The organism is Bartonella sp. OC16QHHD, from assembly GCF_042194035.1.
GTDB lineage: Bacteria > Pseudomonadota > Alphaproteobacteria > Rhizobiales > Rhizobiaceae > Bartonella.
This window is the reverse complement of sequence record NZ_JBHIMJ010000014.1, coordinates 24,431-42,970: the sequence shown is the minus strand read 5'-3', so window position 1 is coordinate 42,970 and position 18,540 is coordinate 24,431. Positions and strand designations below refer to the sequence as shown.

Here is an 18,540-nt window from a genome sequence, read left to right as displayed (position 1 = left end):
TGTTTATTAGAGATTTAAGCTTTGGAGATTGATAGCGCCCATGGAATTTGACGTTATACTTGTCATAGCTCTTGTTGTTATGGTTGTTATTTTTGTGCAACTCCGTAATGTATTAGGGAAACGAATTGGGTTTGAAAAGCCCCCCTTTGATCCTTATTCGCGTCGTTCTAAAAAACAGGTTGAAGCAGAAACGGCTGATAATATTGTTTCGTTCCCTCATCAGAAAAATTCACAAAAAGACGACTTTAGTGAAATTGATAAAATTTCACCGGAGGGGAGTATTTTGAATAAAAATTTGCGGGAATTGCATAAAATTGATCCTCAATTTTCTCCTCAATTTTTTATAAAAGGTGCACAAATTGCTTATGAAATGATTGTAACAGCTTTTGCCAAAGGTGATCGCAATCAACTTAAAAGCTTGCTTTGTCAGGATGTTTTTGAGAGCTTTTGTACGGCTATTGAGCAACGAGAAAAAAATAAAGAGAGAATAGAGTTCACTTTTGTTGGAATTAATAAGATCGAATTTGTTGCGGCGGCAATACAAGAAAAGGATGAACTTTTAACGATACGTATTGTCAGTGAGATGATTTCTGTTACTTATAATGAACAGGGTGAGCGTATAGACGGTGATCCTGATGCTATTGTAGAAATCAGGGATATTTGGACTTTCGTTCGCAATAGTTTATCGTCAGATCCAAACTGGAAGCTTTTTGCTACAGAAAATGAAAATTAAAATACTTTTTGTTTTTCTTCCATAAGTATTCAATGATTTATGAGAAATTAAAATGTCCTCAAGTAAATGGAGACAAAAAAGAGATTTATTGGCTTCACAGGATCGCCTTTTATGGGATATGGTTTGTCGTACGATAACACCGCTTCACGGTAAGATGCTCTCTTCTGCTTCAGAAACTATTGCAAATATTAATGATAAAAAACAGCCTGTAACTCAAATCTCCTCATTGTCTCAGGAAAATCAACAATCCTCGACATTTATTAAAAAAGAAAAGAGGGCAGTTACACAAGTACAAAAGATTCATTTCTTTGATCATGTTGCACATCGTAAAATTTCCCAAGGTCGTTATCCTCTTGAGGCGCGCCTTGATCTCCACGGTTATATGCAGGAAGAAGCTTATTTTTTCTTAAAAAAATTTCTACAATCCTCTCAGCAGAGAGGATTGCGTTATGTCCTTGTGATTACAGGAAAAGGACGATCTGTTGGGAGCGATGGAGCTTTGTATAGATTTGTTCCGTATTGGTTATCAACACCAGCTTTTCGATATTATGTCCATGCGTTTGAGCAAGCAGCGCGTCAGCATGGCGGAGAAGGTGCACTTTATGTTTGGTTGCGCCGTTTCGTGTCGGGAAAAGGAAAGTGATGTTATTGTGGTCGTTCTAAGTTTAATATTTATTTATACGTAATAATTCATAGTTTTCGTATATTTCGTAAGAGCCTTGAATACAATATCCCCTTATTTATAATTTTTTATAAAAAATTATAAATATATCATTTTACATTCTACGTATTGCTTCACGCTTTTGTTTATCGCATTCTTTAATGGGGCACATCCCTCACGCAAAACAGAATGAGATTGGATTGCATATATGCGCAGGCTTTTTTTAAAGAAACATTTCTCAACGCACCCAAGCCTATATTGCGACGGCATCCGTGAAGGGTATAACGATAAATCCATTAAGACTCCTATCTTTATGCTTAATAAAAGAGCAAGCTGGCATCATCACACACTTTGCTAGCTCCCAATGTTGCAACAACTCTTGAAGCCCTTGGCACTTGAAAGCATTTGTAGAAGGCATGCTTTTCTTTAAGTGTTTTTACTCTCCCCAGTTCTCATTTCATTCGTGACGCCCAAACGAAAGATTTTGATTGATTTAATATAAGAAGGCTTGAAATGAAAGAGATATTGATGGATCTCATTTAGGGTGCAACGCGATAAATTGTTTTTATAAACCACAGCATTACTCTATTAAATACACGAAGAATAAAAACATGAGAAATTGTCTTATTCAAAAGATATTGCTATGGATAGTGTTAAAAGTAGTACAACTAAATTAAAGAGAATCTTGGAAATAAGCAGGAATATAACTTTACAACACATAATTGTGCAACAGCACAAAAGATACAATTTCGTTGAATAGTTTCATGAAGAAAATTTTTCACTCATTAAAAGCTCTATTAAATTTCTTTCTCATAATAATTCGATAATTAAAATTTCATAACGAAGCGCAGAAGGTGTAGAATATGAGATTCAATCGAGGATATTACACTCTTATCCGACGTCTTTCAGATATTGGTTGAAATGCTAGCTTAGCATGAAAGGCACAATAGGGGCTATTTTCATCAGAATCTGCACCACAAAAATGAAAATCTGCTGATAATGGATCGCCAACCGGCCATCTACATGTATTTTCACTCAATTGTAAAAGATTAAGTTGACGTGATATAGGCACAACCACATTGGATTTTGTGGACATATCAACTTCTTTTATATCTTCCGCTACAAATTCTGTCTTTAAAGCTGTTTCTTCAATACTTACAGATGATGTGTTCATTGGCGATACCGTGGATGTGTTGCGACGCACACGTGGAGATGATGGGCTGCTTCCCACGGGGGTTTTTTGCGTACGCGCACTTCCTTGTGCTGTTTTACCGCGTCCTGGCAACTTTAATCGGTGTACTTTGCCGATGACTGCGTTTCTGCTGACCCCACCTAATTGAGCAGCAATTTGACTTGCGCTTAACCCTTCACTCCAAAGCTTTTTAAGAAGCTCAACGCGTTCACATGTCCAACCCATACCAGCACTCCATTCCGATTACGTCACTAAGATGCTCTCCCCCGTTGCATCTTCAAATGTTTAAATAATGTTTCATTACGCTGAATGAAAGAACTTTACACTCTACGTGAGCATAAAAAAATCATCCAACCTGTGGATTTACAAATCAAAACACATCATCTTGCTTATTATATTGTAAATTACAATATGCACTCACTCTATGACAAGAGTCTTTACCTCTTGAAGAGTTTATTTAGAATGTTTTCCCCAACTTGCAAATCAATCATAGGTTAAACTTTCACTTTTGTTTAAGGCTTTTTCCCAAAATGCTTATTTGTAGAACCCTCATTGACTTTTTTTCAATTGGTGTAATGATCTATTCCATAGGTGTAATCACTAATCGTAATGAAATGTTGAAAGCACCGTAACGAAATATACCATGCTGTTTTATTTGTAGTGTTGCTTTGTATATATATTGAAAAGACTAAAATATAAAGGGAATTATGATGGATGTCGTCTCTATACAACCACTTTATGAATGCTTCGCACGACGAAATTTGCATTTTGAACAAGGGCATGGTGTATGGCTTATTTCCGATAAAGGAGAACATTATCTTGATTTCACATCTGGTATTGCTGTTAACGCATTAGGGTATTCACATCCAAAATTAGTTGATACGCTCAAAATACAAGCTGAAAAACTTTGGCATGTTTCTAATATTTTTCAATCTCCTGAACAAGCATCTTTTGCCACGCGGCTTTGTGCAAATAGTTTTGCGGATAAGGTTTTTTTCTGCAATTCAGGTACTGAAGCATTGGAGTGCGCATTCAAAACTGCACGCCATTATTACTATGCTGCTGGTCATTCAGAACGCATTGAAATAATTACTTTTGAAGGGGCATTTCATGGACGTACACTTGCTGCACTTGCTGCGACTGGGTATGAAAAATATCTTGAAGGCTTTGGACCTAAAGCTGGTGGATTTATTCAAGTACCTTTTTGTGATGAAGTCGCTTTGCGTAACGCTATTAATAAAAATACCGCCGCTATTCTTATTGAACCTATTCAAGGAGAAGGAGGAATACGAACGGTCCCTCATGAATATTTAAGATTTTTGCGCAAAATATGCGATGATAATGGTCTGTTATTGATTTTAGATGAAGTCCAAACGGGTATAGGACGAACAGGAAAGCTTTTTGCTTATGAATGGAGTGATATCACGCCTGATATTCTTACCCTCGCAAAAGGATTAGGAGGAGGATTTCCATTAGGTGCTTGCCTTGCAACGGATAAAGTTGCAAAAAGCATGACACTTGGGACCCATGGTTCAACCTTTGGAGGAAATCTTCTTGGAATGGCTGTAGGAAATAGTGTTCTTGATATTTTGTTAGAGCCAAGTTTTCTCAACCATGTTCAGCGTATGGGGGATAAACTAAAAAGTGGACTTTTGTACATTCTCAATATCTATCCTGATATTATCTGCGCAGTTCAGGGGATGGGGCTTATGTTGGGTATTCAGTGTATTGTACCTTCAAATCTTGTCGTTAATGCTTTGGAAAATGAATATCTCTTAAGCGTTGCAGCCAACAACAACGTTGTGCGCTTATTGCCTCCTCTTATCATTAGGGAAGAAGAAATAGATGAAAGTTTACATCGTATTGAAAAAGCAATAGCTTATCTTTCGCAAGTAAACAAAGAAAGACAAATATCACACACATGACAAATGCTCTTCGTCATTTCACGGACTTATCCATTTTAACGCCAGCAATAGCACGTGCACTGATCGATTATGCAAAGATCCTTAAAGCATCTTTTAAAGCAGGAAAAGATTCAAAACCTTTTATAGGTAAAACACTTGCGATGATTTTTGAAAAACCATCCACACGAACCCGTATTTCATTCGATATCAGTATGCGCCAGCTTGGCGGAGATACAATCATGCTCACGGGTTCAGAGATGCAACTTGGTCATAGTGAAACCATAGCTGATACGGCGCGCGTTTTATCCCGTTTTGTGGATATAGTGATATTACGAACAACGAAACACCAACGTATGCTCGAATTGGCACAATATGCACAAATTCCTGTCATTAATGCTCTTACAGATGATACACATCCTTGCCAAATTCTAGCAGATATCTTAACCTATGAGGAACATAGAGGGCCAATTGCTGGCAAAATATTTGCGTGGATGGGGGATGGTAATAATGTGCTCCATTCCTTAATTGAAGCCGCAGCTCTTTTTGATTTTCATTTGCGTATTGCTACTCCAAAGGGCAGTGAACCACAGGAGAAATTTATACATTGGGCACGTGAACGAGGAGCGCATCTTACACTAACCCATGATCCCCAAAAAGCGGCTCAAGATGCTGATTGTATTATGACCGATACATGGGTCTCCATGGGACAAGAATTTCGTGCTCGCAGTCATTCTATTTTTCAGCCTTATCAAGTCAATGAATCTCTCATGAAATTAGCAAAATCTGATGCTCTTTTTATGCATTGTCTTCCTGCTCATCGTGGTGAAGAAGTGGTTGATTCTGTGATTGATGGACCGCACTCCGTTGTTTTCGATGAGGCTGAAAATCGTCTTCATGCTCAAAAAGCAATTCTTTCTTGGTGTTTACAAGATGCGTTTTTCTCTCCACAATAGCCTCCCTACAATAAATTATATAAAAAAGGCAAAGCTATGAGTGAACAAGCTAAAGATGAAGCCTCTCTCAACAACAACTTCTTGCATGAAGATGATAGTGTTATTCCCTTTCAAGTTGAAGAACTTGATATCCGTGGACGGACCGTACAACTTGGGGAAACTTTAAATTCTATTCTCACAAGACATCAATACCCTGAACCGGTTTCTTATCTTCTAGCAGAAGCTTTACTTTTAACGGTTCTGCTTGGAACTTCTCTAAAACTTACGGGAAAATTTATTTTACAAACTCATTCCGATGGACCAGTTAATATGTTGGTGTGCGATTTTTTGCCTCCTTCCAGTTTACGTGGATACGCTCGTTTTGATAAAGAACAGCTTAAACAAGCCATAAACAATGGTCAAACCTCTTCAGAAACACTTTTAGGAAAAGGCACTTTAGCTTTCACAATTGATCAAGGTCCCCATATGCAACCCTATCAAGGGATAGTTGCATTAGATGGATCAAATTTACAAGAAGCTTCTCGTATTTATTTTGATCAATCAGAACAAATTCCTACCGATATCCGTCTGGCTGTTGCTATATTAATTAATCGTGACCAACAAGGAAAACAGCAGAAAAGCTGGCGAGCTGGAGGTATTTTGATCCAACTTTTACCCCAAGAATCGTCTCATCATAAAATAGATGCCCCTCATCAAAAGCGAGAAGAAACGAAAACTCATACCCAATTGGATAACCAATGGCAGGAAGCTAAAATACTCATGGCAACGATTGAAAGTTCAGAATTAACAGATCCCCAAGTCGATAGTAAACAGCTCTTGTTCCGTCTTTTTCATGAACAAGGTATTAGAGTTTTTAACCCTTTTTCTCTTGTCGATCAATGTTCTTGTTCACACGAAAAAATTAAAGGAATCCTAGAAGGCTTTTCTATTGATGAACGCAATAAAATGGTTAAAAATAAATATATTTCAGTCACATGTGAATTTTGCTCAAAAACATATTGTTTTACACCGCAAGAATTTTTAGAAGAAAAAACATAATCAAATATTTTTCATAAAAAATGATGATTGCAACAAAAGCCTATTTTATTTGCGTCATAAAAGTTTACGCATAATCTCATATGAACTTCTAGAATATTTCTTGTCTTAGAGTTTTTTTAATGTATACGAGTGATCGTTCTGTTGAGATCAGTAATTACGTCATAGAGTGCTTAAAAAAGAGTTCTCTGTAAAATATATTTTCTCCTCTCGAAAAAGCTTCTTTTGTACTTTTTACATCTCAAAAGTTTATTTCTTACAATGAGTTCTTTTATAATGTTCATTGATAAATTGATTATGCACTCATAACTTATCTTCTCTGTTAAATGAGACTTTTTGATTGTAGTCATATTTTCTTACTCGAATTTATCTTATTAAGACTCAATAAAGCTTCTTAGTTATAATCATAAGGGAAATTATCGAGAGAATAAGAATGTATAGATTCAATATAGACTTTATGGAGTCTATTACGAACAGATAAGTGTAATGGGAATAAATATAAAAATGACGCTGCAAAAGAGCAGATTTATTATTTTATAAAGATGAGAATAGTGGTGAAGTCCCCTCATAACAATGTGTATTTCAGATAAAAAAGCGGAGAAAAAATACTATATGATTTTGAAAACAATAGTCGGTTGCTGTCACTAAGCTAACGATGGTTCTATAGCAATATTGTTTTGTCCAAATAATCAAAAATAAAGCTCCCAAACAGATATTTAATCGCTAAAGAAAAATGAAAACTACTTAAAATTTTTGTCATATTTTGGAAGTTTGTTCTACAGATATTTCTTTACACATGTTTTTGAATCAACAATGATAATACTCTTGTCAAATCTTTCCAAGAAGAATAAGTGGCCGTATAAATAAAATAGCATACATAGCATGATAAAACGTTATGTTTTTACAAACCTGCATTATTTTTCTTCTATCATAATCACTTGTTCAATTTTTGGTAGAATTTTTTTTTTGATAAATTTGCCATGTTAAGGGACCAACATGTTTGGCAATAATGATGCTCTCTTTATTCAAGAGAAAGGTTTCTGGGGGTCCATATATTCCCCAATCAATGGCTGTATATCCTGAAATATCAAAGCCAATAAATTTAAAAGGATTACCAAAACTGTTTAAAAAGCGCAGGGCGTTTGTTTTATTATCTTTATAATTAATACCAATCAGATCAAAACGTTTATCTTGTGCAATTTGCATAAGAATAGGATGCTCTTCGCGACAGGGCAAACACCAAGAGCCCCAAAAATTGACCAATGTGACACGTCCTTTAAACTGTTTTGAATTGAGATAACTTTCTTTATCAAGAAGAGGAAGATGAATATTGGGAGCAGGTTTTTCAGCCAATGCGTTTGGGAGAAGAGAAGAATCTTGAAGGTGTTTTTTATCCATAAAGTTGAAAAAAAACACCATGAGAAGAAGAAAAAGCACAAATGGTCCAAAAAAAACAAGTAGAACAGGCAAAGATATATTTTTTTTAAGTTTTGGAGGGATGTTTTTCATTATACTTTTCTTTTTGTGACAGCTCTTTTTTGTTTAGCTGTTGGAGAATTTTTTTTTGGTATAGGGCTTTGCAAAGAATATATCCAATAAGACATAAGAGGGATATTGCAGAAAGCACATAGCTTAAAACAACAATTTGCTCGTGTTTAAGGGTGCTCAGGAAAAAATCAATTTTCTGAGATAGATTTCCTAAAAGTCCGCTATGGATGCCATTTAGGTCGAGCATGATGAAGCGTCCTGTTGTTGTACACGACGGGATTTTTTAATCTGAAGTATTCGGATATAATGACTATTGATTTCATTTCGCATAGCCATCAAATAAAGAGCAATAAACATAAAGATAAAACAAAAGAGCATTGTTATAAGGGGCCATAACATAGCATTGTCGATTGTTGATCCTCCAGCACGTAACAATGATGCTGGTTGATGCAATGTATTCCACCAATTAACGGAAAATTTAATAACAGGGATATTAACAAATCCAACAAGTGTAAGAATTGCAGTAGCGCGAGCGGCTTTTACTTGGTTGTCAAAAGCACGCCCAAGCAGGATAATGGAGAGATAGATAAAAAGCAGAATTAAAACTGATGTTAATCGTGCATCCCAGACCCACCATGTTCCCCATGTAGGTCGCCCCCAAAGCGCTCCTGTCATGAGAGCCAAGGCGGTAAAAATTGCCCCAATAGGCGCTCCACATTTAAGTGCTACATCAGCAAGATGATATTTCCAAATCAGATTTCCTAATGCCGCTGCACTCATCGTTACATAGCAGAATGTAGACAACCACGCAAAGGGTACATGAAGGTACATAATCTTAACAGTAATGCCTTGTTGATAGTCATCAGGGGAATGCATCACTAGAATAAGCCCTAAGATAAGGAAACACAATGTTATGCCGGTCAACCAAGGTAAGACGACTCTGCTTATTTTCATGAAAAGGGTGAAACTTGCAGGGAGTAACCTGATTTTATATGTACGAGATAGTTTATTCATAAAATTCATAATAGGCAGAGTTTTGCTATGCGGCAATCATCTTTTATTATTCTGATAAAAGTTTAAGCGTTATCGCAGCAACAAAAGAGCTAAAGAGACTCAAAAGAAGTGAAAAAGCGCTGAGAAGAGCTAGAGAAGTGAGAAAAGAGGTATTTGGGTTTATTGGGGCTGTAGCAGCGGAAACACCAAAAATCATAATTGGAATGATCCACGGCAAGATAATGATAAAAATAAGCAAAGTACTGTGCAACAATGAGGTTGCGAGTGCAGCGCCTATAGCACCAATAAAAATAATAGCTGGTGTTCCGCATAAAAGGGTAAGTATTGTTGTAAAAGTTATTGTTATATCTAAATGGAGCATGAGGGCTAAAATAGGTGTGGCAAAAATAAGAGGAAGCATTGTTCCTACCCAATGGGCAAGACATTTTGTAAAGATAATTAGTGTAAAACTTTGTCTTTTTCCTGAAAGGATAAATTGGTCGAGATTACCATCATCACGATCGATTTGGAAAAGTTTGTTCAGATTGAGGAGTCCTGCAAGAAGGGCTCCAAACCACAATATACCTGGTCCTATTTGTGCAAGAATTTTGGGATCTGGTCCAATGGCAAAGGGGGTTATGACAACAACAGCGATAAAAAACAATAATCCTGTTAGTGAAGTGGCTTGTAGCGCTAATAATAGTTTAAGATCACGCCAGAACAGTGCTTTCATTTTATTCTCTCCTAGAGAGGTAAAAATTTTTCCAGAGCGATGTTATGGTTTTCTGGAATGCCTATGGAATTATGAGTTGCAGCGATAATCATACCACCTTGATTGAGATGACGTTGGAAAATACGGGCAAGGAGTTTTTGGGCATGGTTATCAAGCCCAGATATTGGTTCATCTAAAATCCAAAGAGGACGATAGGAGAGCAAAAGGCGAGCAATAGCTACGCGTCTTTGTTGTCCAGTTGATAGAGCGTTAAAGGGTAAATGTTCAAGGTTAGAAAGACCAATATCGGCAAGAGCTTCATGCGCAAAACGTAAATGTTGACCGTAAAAATCTGCCCAAAATTGCAAATTATCAATGACAGATAAGAGAGGTTTCATAGCATTTTGAGGACCAAGATAATGACACGCAGTTGCAACAGGGTATATTTGATCATGGTCTTTAAGTATTATATGACCTTCAGCAGCTTCAAGAAGACCGACAATGATTCGGAGTAATGTAGACTTTCCGATACCATTAGGACCGGTGATTGTCATAAGTTGCTGTGAAAATAAACAAAAAGAAAGACCTTTAAACAGAATTTCCTCGTTTCTGTAAGCGGCTAAATCTTTGCCTGATAACACCATGTGATTGCCTATTTTGTTTTTATTTTCATATTCTTTATTGCATTATAGAATAAAAAACACATTTTTTATGCAATTGTACCTAGAATAGTTCTAGAAATAGTTCTATAAGGGATACCTTACATCAATATCTGGTGTAAAATGGTTTCTGGCGCTGATTTCCGCATTATGCCTAGAGGGTGGAGGGGAAATGGATGGCGGAGGTAATTGCGTCTGCGCTCAAGCTGCGACCTTGACTCGTAGTTTGTGTTGTTCATTCCTGGAAATTGGGTGGTTATAGTATGAGGGTGGACAGTCATGACTCAAATTGATAGCTTTAATTGTCGTAGAGTATTAAATGTTGATGGCAAAGAATATACTTATTATAGCTTGATTGAAGCGGAGAAGAACGGACTTGAAGGTGTTTCTCGTTTACCGTTTTCGATGAAAGTTATTCTCGAAAATTTATTGCGATTCGAAGATGGTCGCACAGTTAAAAAAGAGGATATCTTCAATGTTGCTAAGTGGTTAAACGACAAAGGGAGCGCTGGGGCAGAAATTGCTTACCGTCCTGCACGTGTTCTTATGCAGGATTTTACAGGTGTTCCAGCAGTTGTTGATCTTTCTGCAATGCGTGATGCTATGGTTAAACTTGGCGGTAACGCTGAAAAAATCAATCCTCTCATTCCCGTTGATCTCATCATTGATCACTCAGTTATTGTTGATGCTTTTGGCAATTCCATGGCTTTTAAGGAAAACGTTGAGCATGAATATGAACGCAATGGTGAACGCTATCGTTTCCTTAAATGGGGGCAACAAGCCTTTCAAAATTTTCGCGTTGTTCCTCCAGGAACAGGGATTTGTCATCAGGTTAACTTAGAATATTTAGCACAATGTGTATGGATGAAGAATGAAGAGGGCTGTGAGACGATTTATCCTGACACCTGTGTGGGAACTGATTCGCATACGACTATGGTAAATGGTTTAGGGGTTTTAGGTTGGGGTGTTGGTGGTATTGAAGCAGAAGCAGCAATGTTAGGACAACCTGTTTCTATGTTGTTACCTGAAGTGATTGGTTTTCGTCTAACAGGTAAACTTAAGGAAGGTGTAACAGCCACCGATCTCGTATTAACGGTGACCCAAATGCTACGTCGGAAGGGTGTTGTCGGTAAATTTGTTGAGTTTTTTGGTCCTGGTTTGGAGCATATGACGCTTGCTGATCGGGCAACGATTGGAAATATGGCACCTGAATATGGAGCAACGTGTGGTTTTTTCCCAATTGATAAGGAGACAGTGCGTTATCTCAATATGACAGGGCGTGATGAAAGTCGGATTGCCTTAGTGGAGGCTTATACCAAAGCACAAGGGATGTGGCATGATGAAATGGTGGCTCATCCCATTTTTAGTGATACAATTGAATTAGATATGGGAACCGTTGTCCCTTCTATGGCTGGTCCTAAACGTCCTGAAGGACGTATTGCGTTGGAAAATGTTGGGCAGGGTTTTGAGAAGGCATTGGTCGAAGACTATAAGAAGACTTCTGGACAAGATAAGCGTTATCAGGTTGAGGGTGAAGAATATACGCTTGGTCACGGTGATGTGGTGATCGCTGCGATTACGTCGTGTACGAATACATCGAATCCAAGTGTTCTTATTGCAGCGGGTCTTTTGGCACGAAATGCTGTGGCAAAGGGTCTTAAGAGTAAACCATGGGTAAAAACTTCTCTTGCACCTGGTTCACAAGTCGTTGAAGCTTACCTTCAAAATTCGGGTCTGCAAAAAGATTTAGATGCATTAGGATTTAACTTAGTAGGATTTGGGTGCACAACATGTATTGGGAATTCTGGTCCTTTGCATCCAGCTATTTCCAAAACGATTAATGACAATGGTATAATTGCATCTGCGGTTCTTTCAGGAAATCGTAATTTTGAAGGGCGTGTTTCCCCTGATGTGCAAGCGAATTATTTAGCTTCACCACCGTTAGTTGTTGCACATGCGCTTATCGGGACGGTGTGTAAAGATTTAACCAAGGAGCCTCTAGGTGAAGATTCAAATGGCCACCCCATTTATTTGAGAGATATTTGGCCAACTTCTCAAGAAATACAGGAGTTTATTGAAGAAAATGTCACGCGGAAGGTTTTTGCCGAAAAGTATGCAGATGTTTTTAAGGGAGATGAAAATTGGCAAAAAGTTCAGATTCCTACGGGTTCTACCTATTCTTGGGATGAGCAATCCACCTATGTACGCAATCCACCTTATTTCGATGATATGCAGAAAACACCTGATATCTTACCAGATATTAAAGATGCACGGATTTTAGGTTTATTTGGTGATAAAATCACGACGGATCATATTTCTCCTGCTGGTTCTATTAAAGCAGCTTCTCCTGCCGGAAAATATTTAATGGATCATGGTGTTAAAGTGGCTGATTTTAATCAGTATGGAACGCGTCGTGGGAATCATGAAGTTATGGTGCGTGGGACCTTTGCCAATATTCGCATTCGTAATTTCATGTTAGGGGAAAATGGTCGAGAAGGAGGTTATACGGTTCATTATCCGTCAGCGGTAGAACAAACCATTTACGATGCAGCAATGGCGTATAAACAAGAAGGTATTCCACTCGTTGTTTTTGCAGGTATTGAATATGGTAATGGATCATCTCGCGATTGGGCTGCCAAGGGGACCAATCTTCTTGGTGTCAAAGCAGTGATTGTGCAGTCTTTTGAAAGGATTCATCGCTCTAATCTTGTTGGTATGGGCATTGTCCCTTTTGTCTTTGAGGAGGGGCTAAGTTGGAAATCTTTAGGCTTAAAGGGAGATGAAAAGGTGACAATTGAAGAGATTCATAACTTGAAACCTCGTCAAAAGACTGTAGCGAAAATTACTTTTTCTGATGGTACGGTAAAAACCGTTCCATTATTATGCCGTGTTGATACTGAAGATGAGCTAGATTATTTGCATCATGGTGGAATTTTGCAATATGTCTTGCGTAAGTTAGCCGTTTAAATTCTTTTGTTTGTTAAGGAATATCTATTATTAAGCTATAAAGTTGCGGATCAAAGAGTTTGGCTTCGTTTTTTTATGGCTATCTTTGAAAATCTAATTGACGTTAGCTTTAGGATTGCGCTATAAACCACACAGTTATAGGCAGCTTTATAGTTTTGCTTGGGTTGGATTTATTTATATTGGTAGAGTTGTTATTGAGACTCATTTTACCAAGGTGTTGAAAGAGAGATTATATTTATGGCGAATACACCTTCTGCTCGAAAAGCGGTGCGCAAGGTTGCGGCGCGCACACAGGTTAATAAGGCCCGCCGTTCACGCGTTCGTACTTTTATACGTAAGTTTGATGATGCTTTAGCGGGTGGCGATAAGGCATCTGCAGAGATTGCATTTAAGAATTTTGAGCCTGAAATTATGCGTGCAGTTTCTAAAGGGGTTTTTCATAAAAATGCTGCTGCGAGGAAAGTATCGCGTTTAGCTAAACGTTTGAAGGCTCTCAGCGTTTAAGCTTTTCTCCTTTAATTGAGAACAAAGCCAGTATCCATGAGGATGCTGGCTTTTTGTTTATTATTTCAAAAAGTTTCTATTGAAAATAAGAATCGATAATGATTCTCCACTTGAAAAAGGAGAGAAAGTTTATAGGGGGAGGTATGGTTATCCACAAGCTTTGTGGATTTGTACAGAGTCTTTTTTGTCAAGCATTTTATTTTTTTTTTTAAATCTGAAGAGATTCTTTAATTATTGGTAAATTTAGAGAAAAAAAATGAATTGAATCAATATTTTTTTCAGTCCTCATTAATATAAGCATTTTTTTCGGGTTTTTTGATTTTATTTTGACCTCTTGCATTTTACCTCTGCTGTTTTGTATGGTTCTTATGAAGACTAAGAAGCATGAAGGGGTCACATCAGCGCATTATTCTGTATTTTGTTGAATACAAGATGTTTTGATTTAGGCTTTTCGAAACTTTTGTGTTGGAGAGGTTTTCTGACGGTTTTTTAGTTTTCTTAATGGATATGTTTACCATTTTAGAAGGGTGGGTCATATCATGAGTGCAAGTAAATCTTATTGGTCATCTTTGTTATTGGGGTTGTGATGAGGCTATCCTAGGGGAGGGTGAGTAATCTTATTTGGGGTAGGGCGTTTTGCCTTCGCTAGATTTATTTTAGTTGTTTGGCAGGACAAAATTTTATTTTTATCAGGATGGAAGATGGTGGATAAATTGAACTCTAAAGCTAGTTCCTTTAAAAGGGTTTCGGTAAATATCCTGTCGGCAGAGAACATAATAAAGAATAGGATGACGGAAAGTGATGAGAACGTTTGTAGAAATGCTTCTATAGGGCATTCTATTGTTTCAGAGGAGGAAAGTGCGGCGGCTTTTATACGTGTTATGGCGCAATTAAAGGTGCAGGTTGGTGTTGAGGCTTATACCAGTTGGTTTGGACGTGTGAAGCTTGCTGAATATAGTCATACTCTTGTAAAGCTTTCTGTTCCTACTGCTTTTTTACGTTCATGGATTAATAATCACTATGGTTCTCTTCTGACACATTTATGGAAACAAGAGAATTCAGCAATTCTTCGTGTTGAAGTTATTGTTCGTGGTATGGAACGCGTTTCAAGAGATGTCGTTTGTAAAAGAAGTGTTCCTCCTGTTGTGCTAGAGGAGCAGGCGACTTCATCTTTTGTTGAAAGTTGCGCAGAGCATTCAGTTAAGAATTCTCAAACGGGAGTTTTTGGATCTCCACTTGATTCTCGCTATACTTTTGAAAGTTTTGTTGAGGGGGCTTCTAATCGTGTTGCTTTAGCAGCAGCGCGTTCCATTGCAGAAGGGCATAAAAGTGCCTTACGTTTTAATCCTCTTTTTATTCACGCATCTGTTGGCTTAGGAAAAACACATTTGCTTCAAGCGATTGCTGCTTCTGCATTGAAGCGTTTAACGTCTGCGCGCGTTATTTATTTAACTGCTGAATATTTTATGTGGCGTTTTGCAACAGCTATTCGTGATAATGATGCTCTTTCTTTTAAAGAACAGCTTCGTGATATCGACCTTTTGATTATTGATGATATGCAGTTTTTGCAGGGTAAGTCGATACAACATGAGTTTTGCCATTTGCTTAATATGTTGCTTGATAGTGCAAAACAGGTTGTTGTCGCTGCAGATCGTCCACCAGCAGAATTAGAATCGCTTGATCTTCGCGTTCGCTCTCGTCTTCAGGGAGGGGTCGCTCTTGAAATTGAAGCACCAGATTATGAAATGCGTTTGCAAATGTTGCGCCAGCGGTTGAAGGTGGCACAACAAGATGATGGCATGGTATCAATTTCTGATGATATCTTGGAATATATTGCGAAAACGGTTTTAGGGTCTGGGCGTGATATTGAAGGTGCATTTAATCAGCTCTTGTTTCGTCAATCTTTTGAGTCTGATTTATCTTTAGAGCGGATTGATGAGTTATTAGGTCACTTGACACGTCCTGGTGAACCTAAGCGTATTCGGATTGAAGAAATTCAGCGTACGGTAGCACGCCATTATAATGTTTCTAAACAGGACTTGTTATCTAATCGTCGAACACGTACGGTTGTGAAGCCACGGCAAGTTGCAATGTATTTAGCAAAAGTATTAACTCCTCGCTCATTGCCAGAAATTGGGCGCCGTTTTGGTGGGCGTGATCATACAACAGTTTTACACGCTGTGCGTAAAATTGAAGATTTGGTTTGTGGTGATCAGACCTTGGCTAAGGAACTTGAGTTGCTTAAGCGGTTGATTGGAGAACAGGCTGTATAGTGTTTATCGTTTCTTTCTTTGGAGAGACTTTAAAGAATTTAATGAAAAGATTTATTTTTTCTTATGCAGGAGTGACTTGCCATTTTAAGAGAGGTTTAATAAACTCTAGCAGGCGATTCTCTAAAGGGATCTATTCTTTAATTCTAAGGAATTCTTATAGTTTTTAGTAAATCATACGGGGCTTTTATGCGTATTACAGTTGATCGCAGTCAATTTCTCAAGTCTCTTGGTCGGGTTCACCGTGTGGTAGAGCGCCGTAATACTGTTCCTATTTTATCGAATGTGTTGATTGATGCAGAAAATGGCCGTGTACAGTTAAAAGCAACAGACCTTGATTTAGAGGTTATGGAATCTTTTGCAGTTAATGTTAAACAAGCTGGAGCAACAACTGTTCCGGCACATTTGCTCTATGATATCATTCGAAAACTTCCTGATAGCAATGAAGTTGTATTATCCCTCGATGAGAATCAAGCAGGTACAATGTCCGTTGTTTCGGGTTGTGCACATTTTCAGCTTCAATGTCTTCCGAAGGCAGACTTTCCAGAGTCGCTTCCTGGGCAATTTGGTTATCGTTTTTCTCTATCGGCATCAGGCTTAAAACATTTACTTGATTGTACACAATTTGCTATTTCTACTGAAGAAACCCGTTATTATCTTAATGGTATTTATTTCCATATTATTAATGATGGTGTTTTGAAATTGCGTTTGGTTGCAACTGATGGTCATCGTTTGGCACAAGTTGAGATGGAAGCTCCTTCGGGAGTTGAGGGAATGCCTGGTGTTATTGTTCCCCGTAAAGCTGTAGGAGAATTGCAAAAACTTCTTTCAGAAGAAAATGATAGCGATGTATGTATAGAGCTTTCGGAGACAAAAATTCGTTTTTCTATAGGCTCTGTGATTTTTACATCAAAATTAATTGATGGAACATTTCCAGATTATCAACGTGTTATCCCTCTTGGAAATGATAAAGAATTAATTGTTAATAGGCAGGACTTTTCTTCTGCAGTTGATCGTGTTTCAACGATTTCAAGTGATCGGGGGCGTGCAGTTAAATTAACGATTGAGCATGGACAGTTAAGGCTTGTTGTTAATAGCCCAGATTCGGGCAGTGCAGAAGATCAATTATCAGTAACTTATGCATCTGAACCGCTTGAGATAGGATTTAATTCACGTTATCTTTTGGATATTGCTGGGCAGCTTTCAAGTGATGAGATGGTTTTTATGTTGGCTGAGGCTGGAGCACCAGCTCTGATTCGTGATAATGATGATGCAGATGTGCTCTATGTACTGATGCCTATTCGCGTTTAGGGGCAGTTGTTTTGCAATGCATGACCAGTCATGTGCACAAAGTGGCAGTGAGGCAGCTGAAGCTTTTACGTTATCGCAATTATTCTTTTTTCAATATTCATTTTTCTGGTCAGCATGTGGTTTTTACTGGCCATAATGGTGCTGGTAAGACGAATCTTTTAGAGGCGTTATCTTTTCTTTCTCCTGGTCGTGGTTTGCGGCGTGCTGTTTATTCTGACGTTAGCTTTGTAGATGGTGGTGGTGGAGGATTTGTTGTATTTGCGCGTCTTGAATGCGCTCTTTATGGTGAAGTAAAGATTGGTACAGCTTTTGAGGTTAGCGATAACAGTCGAAAGGTCCATATTAATGGTGTGAATGAGTCGAGTGATTGCCTAACAGATTATTGTCATATTAGTGTCCTAACACCGTCTATGGATGGTCTTTTTACAGGTCCTTCACTTGAGCGCCGTAATTTTTTGGACCGTATGGTTTTGGCGATTGATCCCTTGCATAGGCGCCGCATAGCCGATTATGATAGAGCTATGCGCGCACGAAATCGTTTGTTTTTAGATGGAAATGAAGATTGTGCTTGGTTTGATGCTTTAGAAAAGCAAATGGCAGAATTGGCGACAGCTATTTCTGCGGCGCGTGTTGATGTCATTCGTCTTTTAAATGACATGTTTACACAAATGCCCTCACATATACCTTTTCCACGAGCTTTTTTGCAAATTGATGGTTTTTTAGAAACAGCTCTTAGTGAAATATCAGCAACTGAAGTTGAAGAACAATTTTGTGATCGATTACGGCATAATCGCGCAATGGATCGTGCTGCTGGTCGGACGTTAGAAGGACCACATCGTGCAGATTTGCAGGTTTTTTATGCTGATAAAAATAGAGCAGCAACATCTTGTTCAACAGGTGAACAAAAAGCGCTGCTAACAGGTTTAGTTTTGTGTCATGCACGTCTAACAGGTATGATGTCGGAAAGATCTCCCATTCTTCTTCTTGATGAAATGGCTGCCCATCTTGATTCGCATCGACGTGCTGCTCTATTTGATATTCTTGATGATTTAGCTGTACAAACATTTATGACAGGAACAGATCGTCTTTTATTTGATGATTTAAAAGGACGCGCAGAATTCTTTGAGATTAAGGATGGAGCTTTATTGCCGTAAAAAC

The 18,540-nt window shown here is 38.0% G+C and carries 15 protein-coding genes and 2 pseudogenes; 10 read left to right on the top strand and 7 right to left on the bottom strand.

Annotated features, from left to right (window positions below):
- Nucleotides 1-40: 40 nt before the first annotated feature.
- Complete coding sequence (locus ACFIK1_RS02045) at nt 41-733, top strand: Tim44/TimA family putative adaptor protein (RefSeq protein WP_012754525.1); 693 nt, start codon at nt 41-43, stop codon at nt 731-733.
- 52 nt (nt 734-785) lie between these two features.
- Nucleotides 786-1,376, top strand: coding sequence for a Smr/MutS family protein (locus ACFIK1_RS02040; RefSeq protein ID WP_375661968.1), 591 nt, complete (start codon nt 786-788; stop codon nt 1,374-1,376).
- Nucleotides 1,377-1,512: 136 nt separating this feature from the next.
- On the opposite strand, the pseudogene ACFIK1_RS02035 reads toward ACFIK1_RS02040, so the two are convergent.
- Together ACFIK1_RS02035 and ACFIK1_RS02030 are read right to left on the bottom strand one after the other, a co-directional pair.
- Nucleotides 1,513-1,789 (bottom strand): annotated as a pseudogene (locus ACFIK1_RS02035) (integrase arm-type DNA-binding domain-containing protein); the annotation flags it as partial.
- 488 nt (nt 1,790-2,277) lie between these two features.
- Nucleotides 2,278-2,811 carry a GcrA family cell cycle regulator gene (locus ACFIK1_RS02030; protein WP_273787476.1) on the bottom strand — a complete coding sequence of 178 codons (534 nt, stop codon included), beginning with the start codon at nt 2,809-2,811 and terminating at the stop codon, nt 2,278-2,280.
- Between the two features lie 485 nt (nt 2,812-3,296).
- On the opposite strand from ACFIK1_RS02030, the gene ACFIK1_RS02025 reads away from it, so the two are divergent.
- Genes ACFIK1_RS02025 through ACFIK1_RS02015 form a run of 3 tightly spaced genes read left to right on the top strand, consistent with a single transcriptional unit; the run spans nt 3,297 to nt 6,481 of the window.
- Nucleotides 3,297-4,511, top strand: coding sequence for an aspartate aminotransferase family protein (locus ACFIK1_RS02025; protein ID WP_375642822.1), 1,215 nt, complete (start codon nt 3,297-3,299; stop codon nt 4,509-4,511).
- Nucleotides 4,508-5,443: an ornithine carbamoyltransferase gene (gene argF, locus ACFIK1_RS02020; RefSeq protein WP_375636344.1), complete on the top strand. Its 936-nt coding sequence runs from the start codon at nt 4,508-4,510 to the stop codon at nt 5,441-5,443. Before ACFIK1_RS02025 ends, argF begins: the two co-directional genes overlap by 4 nt.
- Nucleotides 5,444-5,479: 36 nt before the next feature.
- Nucleotides 5,480-6,481 (top strand): Hsp33 family molecular chaperone, encoded by a 1,002-nt coding sequence (locus tag ACFIK1_RS02015; RefSeq protein WP_375661967.1) that lies wholly within the window; start codon nt 5,480-5,482, stop codon nt 6,479-6,481.
- 911 nt (nt 6,482-7,392) lie between these two features.
- Here ACFIK1_RS02015 and ACFIK1_RS02010 read toward each other — a convergent pair.
- The 5 genes and pseudogenes from ACFIK1_RS02010 to ccmA all read right to left on the bottom strand — a co-directional run bounded on the left by ACFIK1_RS02010 (nt 7,393) and on the right by ccmA (nt 10,315).
- Nucleotides 7,393-7,987, bottom strand: a pseudogene (locus ACFIK1_RS02010) (DsbE family thiol:disulfide interchange protein).
- A complete protein-coding gene (locus ACFIK1_RS02005) occupies nt 7,962-8,213 on the bottom strand; it encodes a hypothetical protein (protein ID WP_375661966.1) in 252 nt (83 codons plus the stop codon). Before ACFIK1_RS02005 ends, ACFIK1_RS02010 begins: the two are co-directional and overlap by 26 nt.
- The gene (locus ACFIK1_RS02000) at nt 8,201-8,980 is read right to left on the bottom strand and encodes a heme ABC transporter permease (RefSeq protein ID WP_375661965.1); all 780 of its coding nucleotides are present in this window, start codon (nt 8,978-8,980) and stop codon (nt 8,201-8,203) included. Before ACFIK1_RS02000 ends, ACFIK1_RS02005 begins: the two co-directional genes overlap by 13 nt.
- A 46-nt stretch (nt 8,981-9,026) precedes the next feature.
- Nucleotides 9,027-9,692: a heme exporter protein CcmB gene (gene ccmB, locus ACFIK1_RS01995; protein ID WP_375661964.1), complete on the bottom strand. Its 666-nt coding sequence runs from the start codon at nt 9,690-9,692 to the stop codon at nt 9,027-9,029.
- An 11-nt stretch (nt 9,693-9,703) separates the two neighbouring features.
- Nucleotides 9,704-10,315, bottom strand: coding sequence for a heme ABC exporter ATP-binding protein CcmA (ccmA, locus tag ACFIK1_RS01990; RefSeq protein ID WP_375617535.1), 612 nt, complete (start codon nt 10,313-10,315; stop codon nt 9,704-9,706).
- Between the two features lie 294 nt (nt 10,316-10,609).
- On the opposite strand from ccmA, the gene acnA reads away from it, so the two are divergent.
- From acnA to recF, 5 genes are all read left to right on the top strand, one after another.
- Nucleotides 10,610-13,297, top strand: a complete 2,688-nt coding sequence (gene acnA, locus ACFIK1_RS01985; protein WP_375661963.1) for an aconitate hydratase AcnA — start codon at nt 10,610-10,612, stop codon at nt 13,295-13,297.
- Nucleotides 13,298-13,534: 237 nt separating this feature from the next.
- A complete protein-coding gene (gene rpsT / locus ACFIK1_RS01980; RefSeq protein ID WP_273790272.1) occupies nt 13,535-13,801 on the top strand; it encodes a 30S ribosomal protein S20 in 267 nt (88 codons plus the stop codon).
- A gap of 701 nt (nt 13,802-14,502) precedes the next feature.
- Nucleotides 14,503-16,074, top strand: a complete 1,572-nt coding sequence (dnaA, locus tag ACFIK1_RS01975) for a chromosomal replication initiator protein DnaA (protein ID WP_375611430.1) — start codon at nt 14,503-14,505, stop codon at nt 16,072-16,074.
- Nucleotides 16,075-16,260: 186 nt separating this feature from the next.
- Nucleotides 16,261-17,382, top strand: a complete 1,122-nt coding sequence (gene dnaN / locus ACFIK1_RS01970; RefSeq protein ID WP_375606188.1) for a DNA polymerase III subunit beta — start codon at nt 16,261-16,263, stop codon at nt 17,380-17,382.
- Nucleotides 17,383-17,402: 20 nt separating this feature from the next.
- Nucleotides 17,403-18,536: a DNA replication/repair protein RecF gene (recF, locus tag ACFIK1_RS01965; RefSeq protein WP_375662048.1), complete on the top strand. Its 1,134-nt coding sequence runs from the start codon at nt 17,403-17,405 to the stop codon at nt 18,534-18,536.
- Nucleotides 18,537-18,540: the final 4 nt, after the last annotated feature.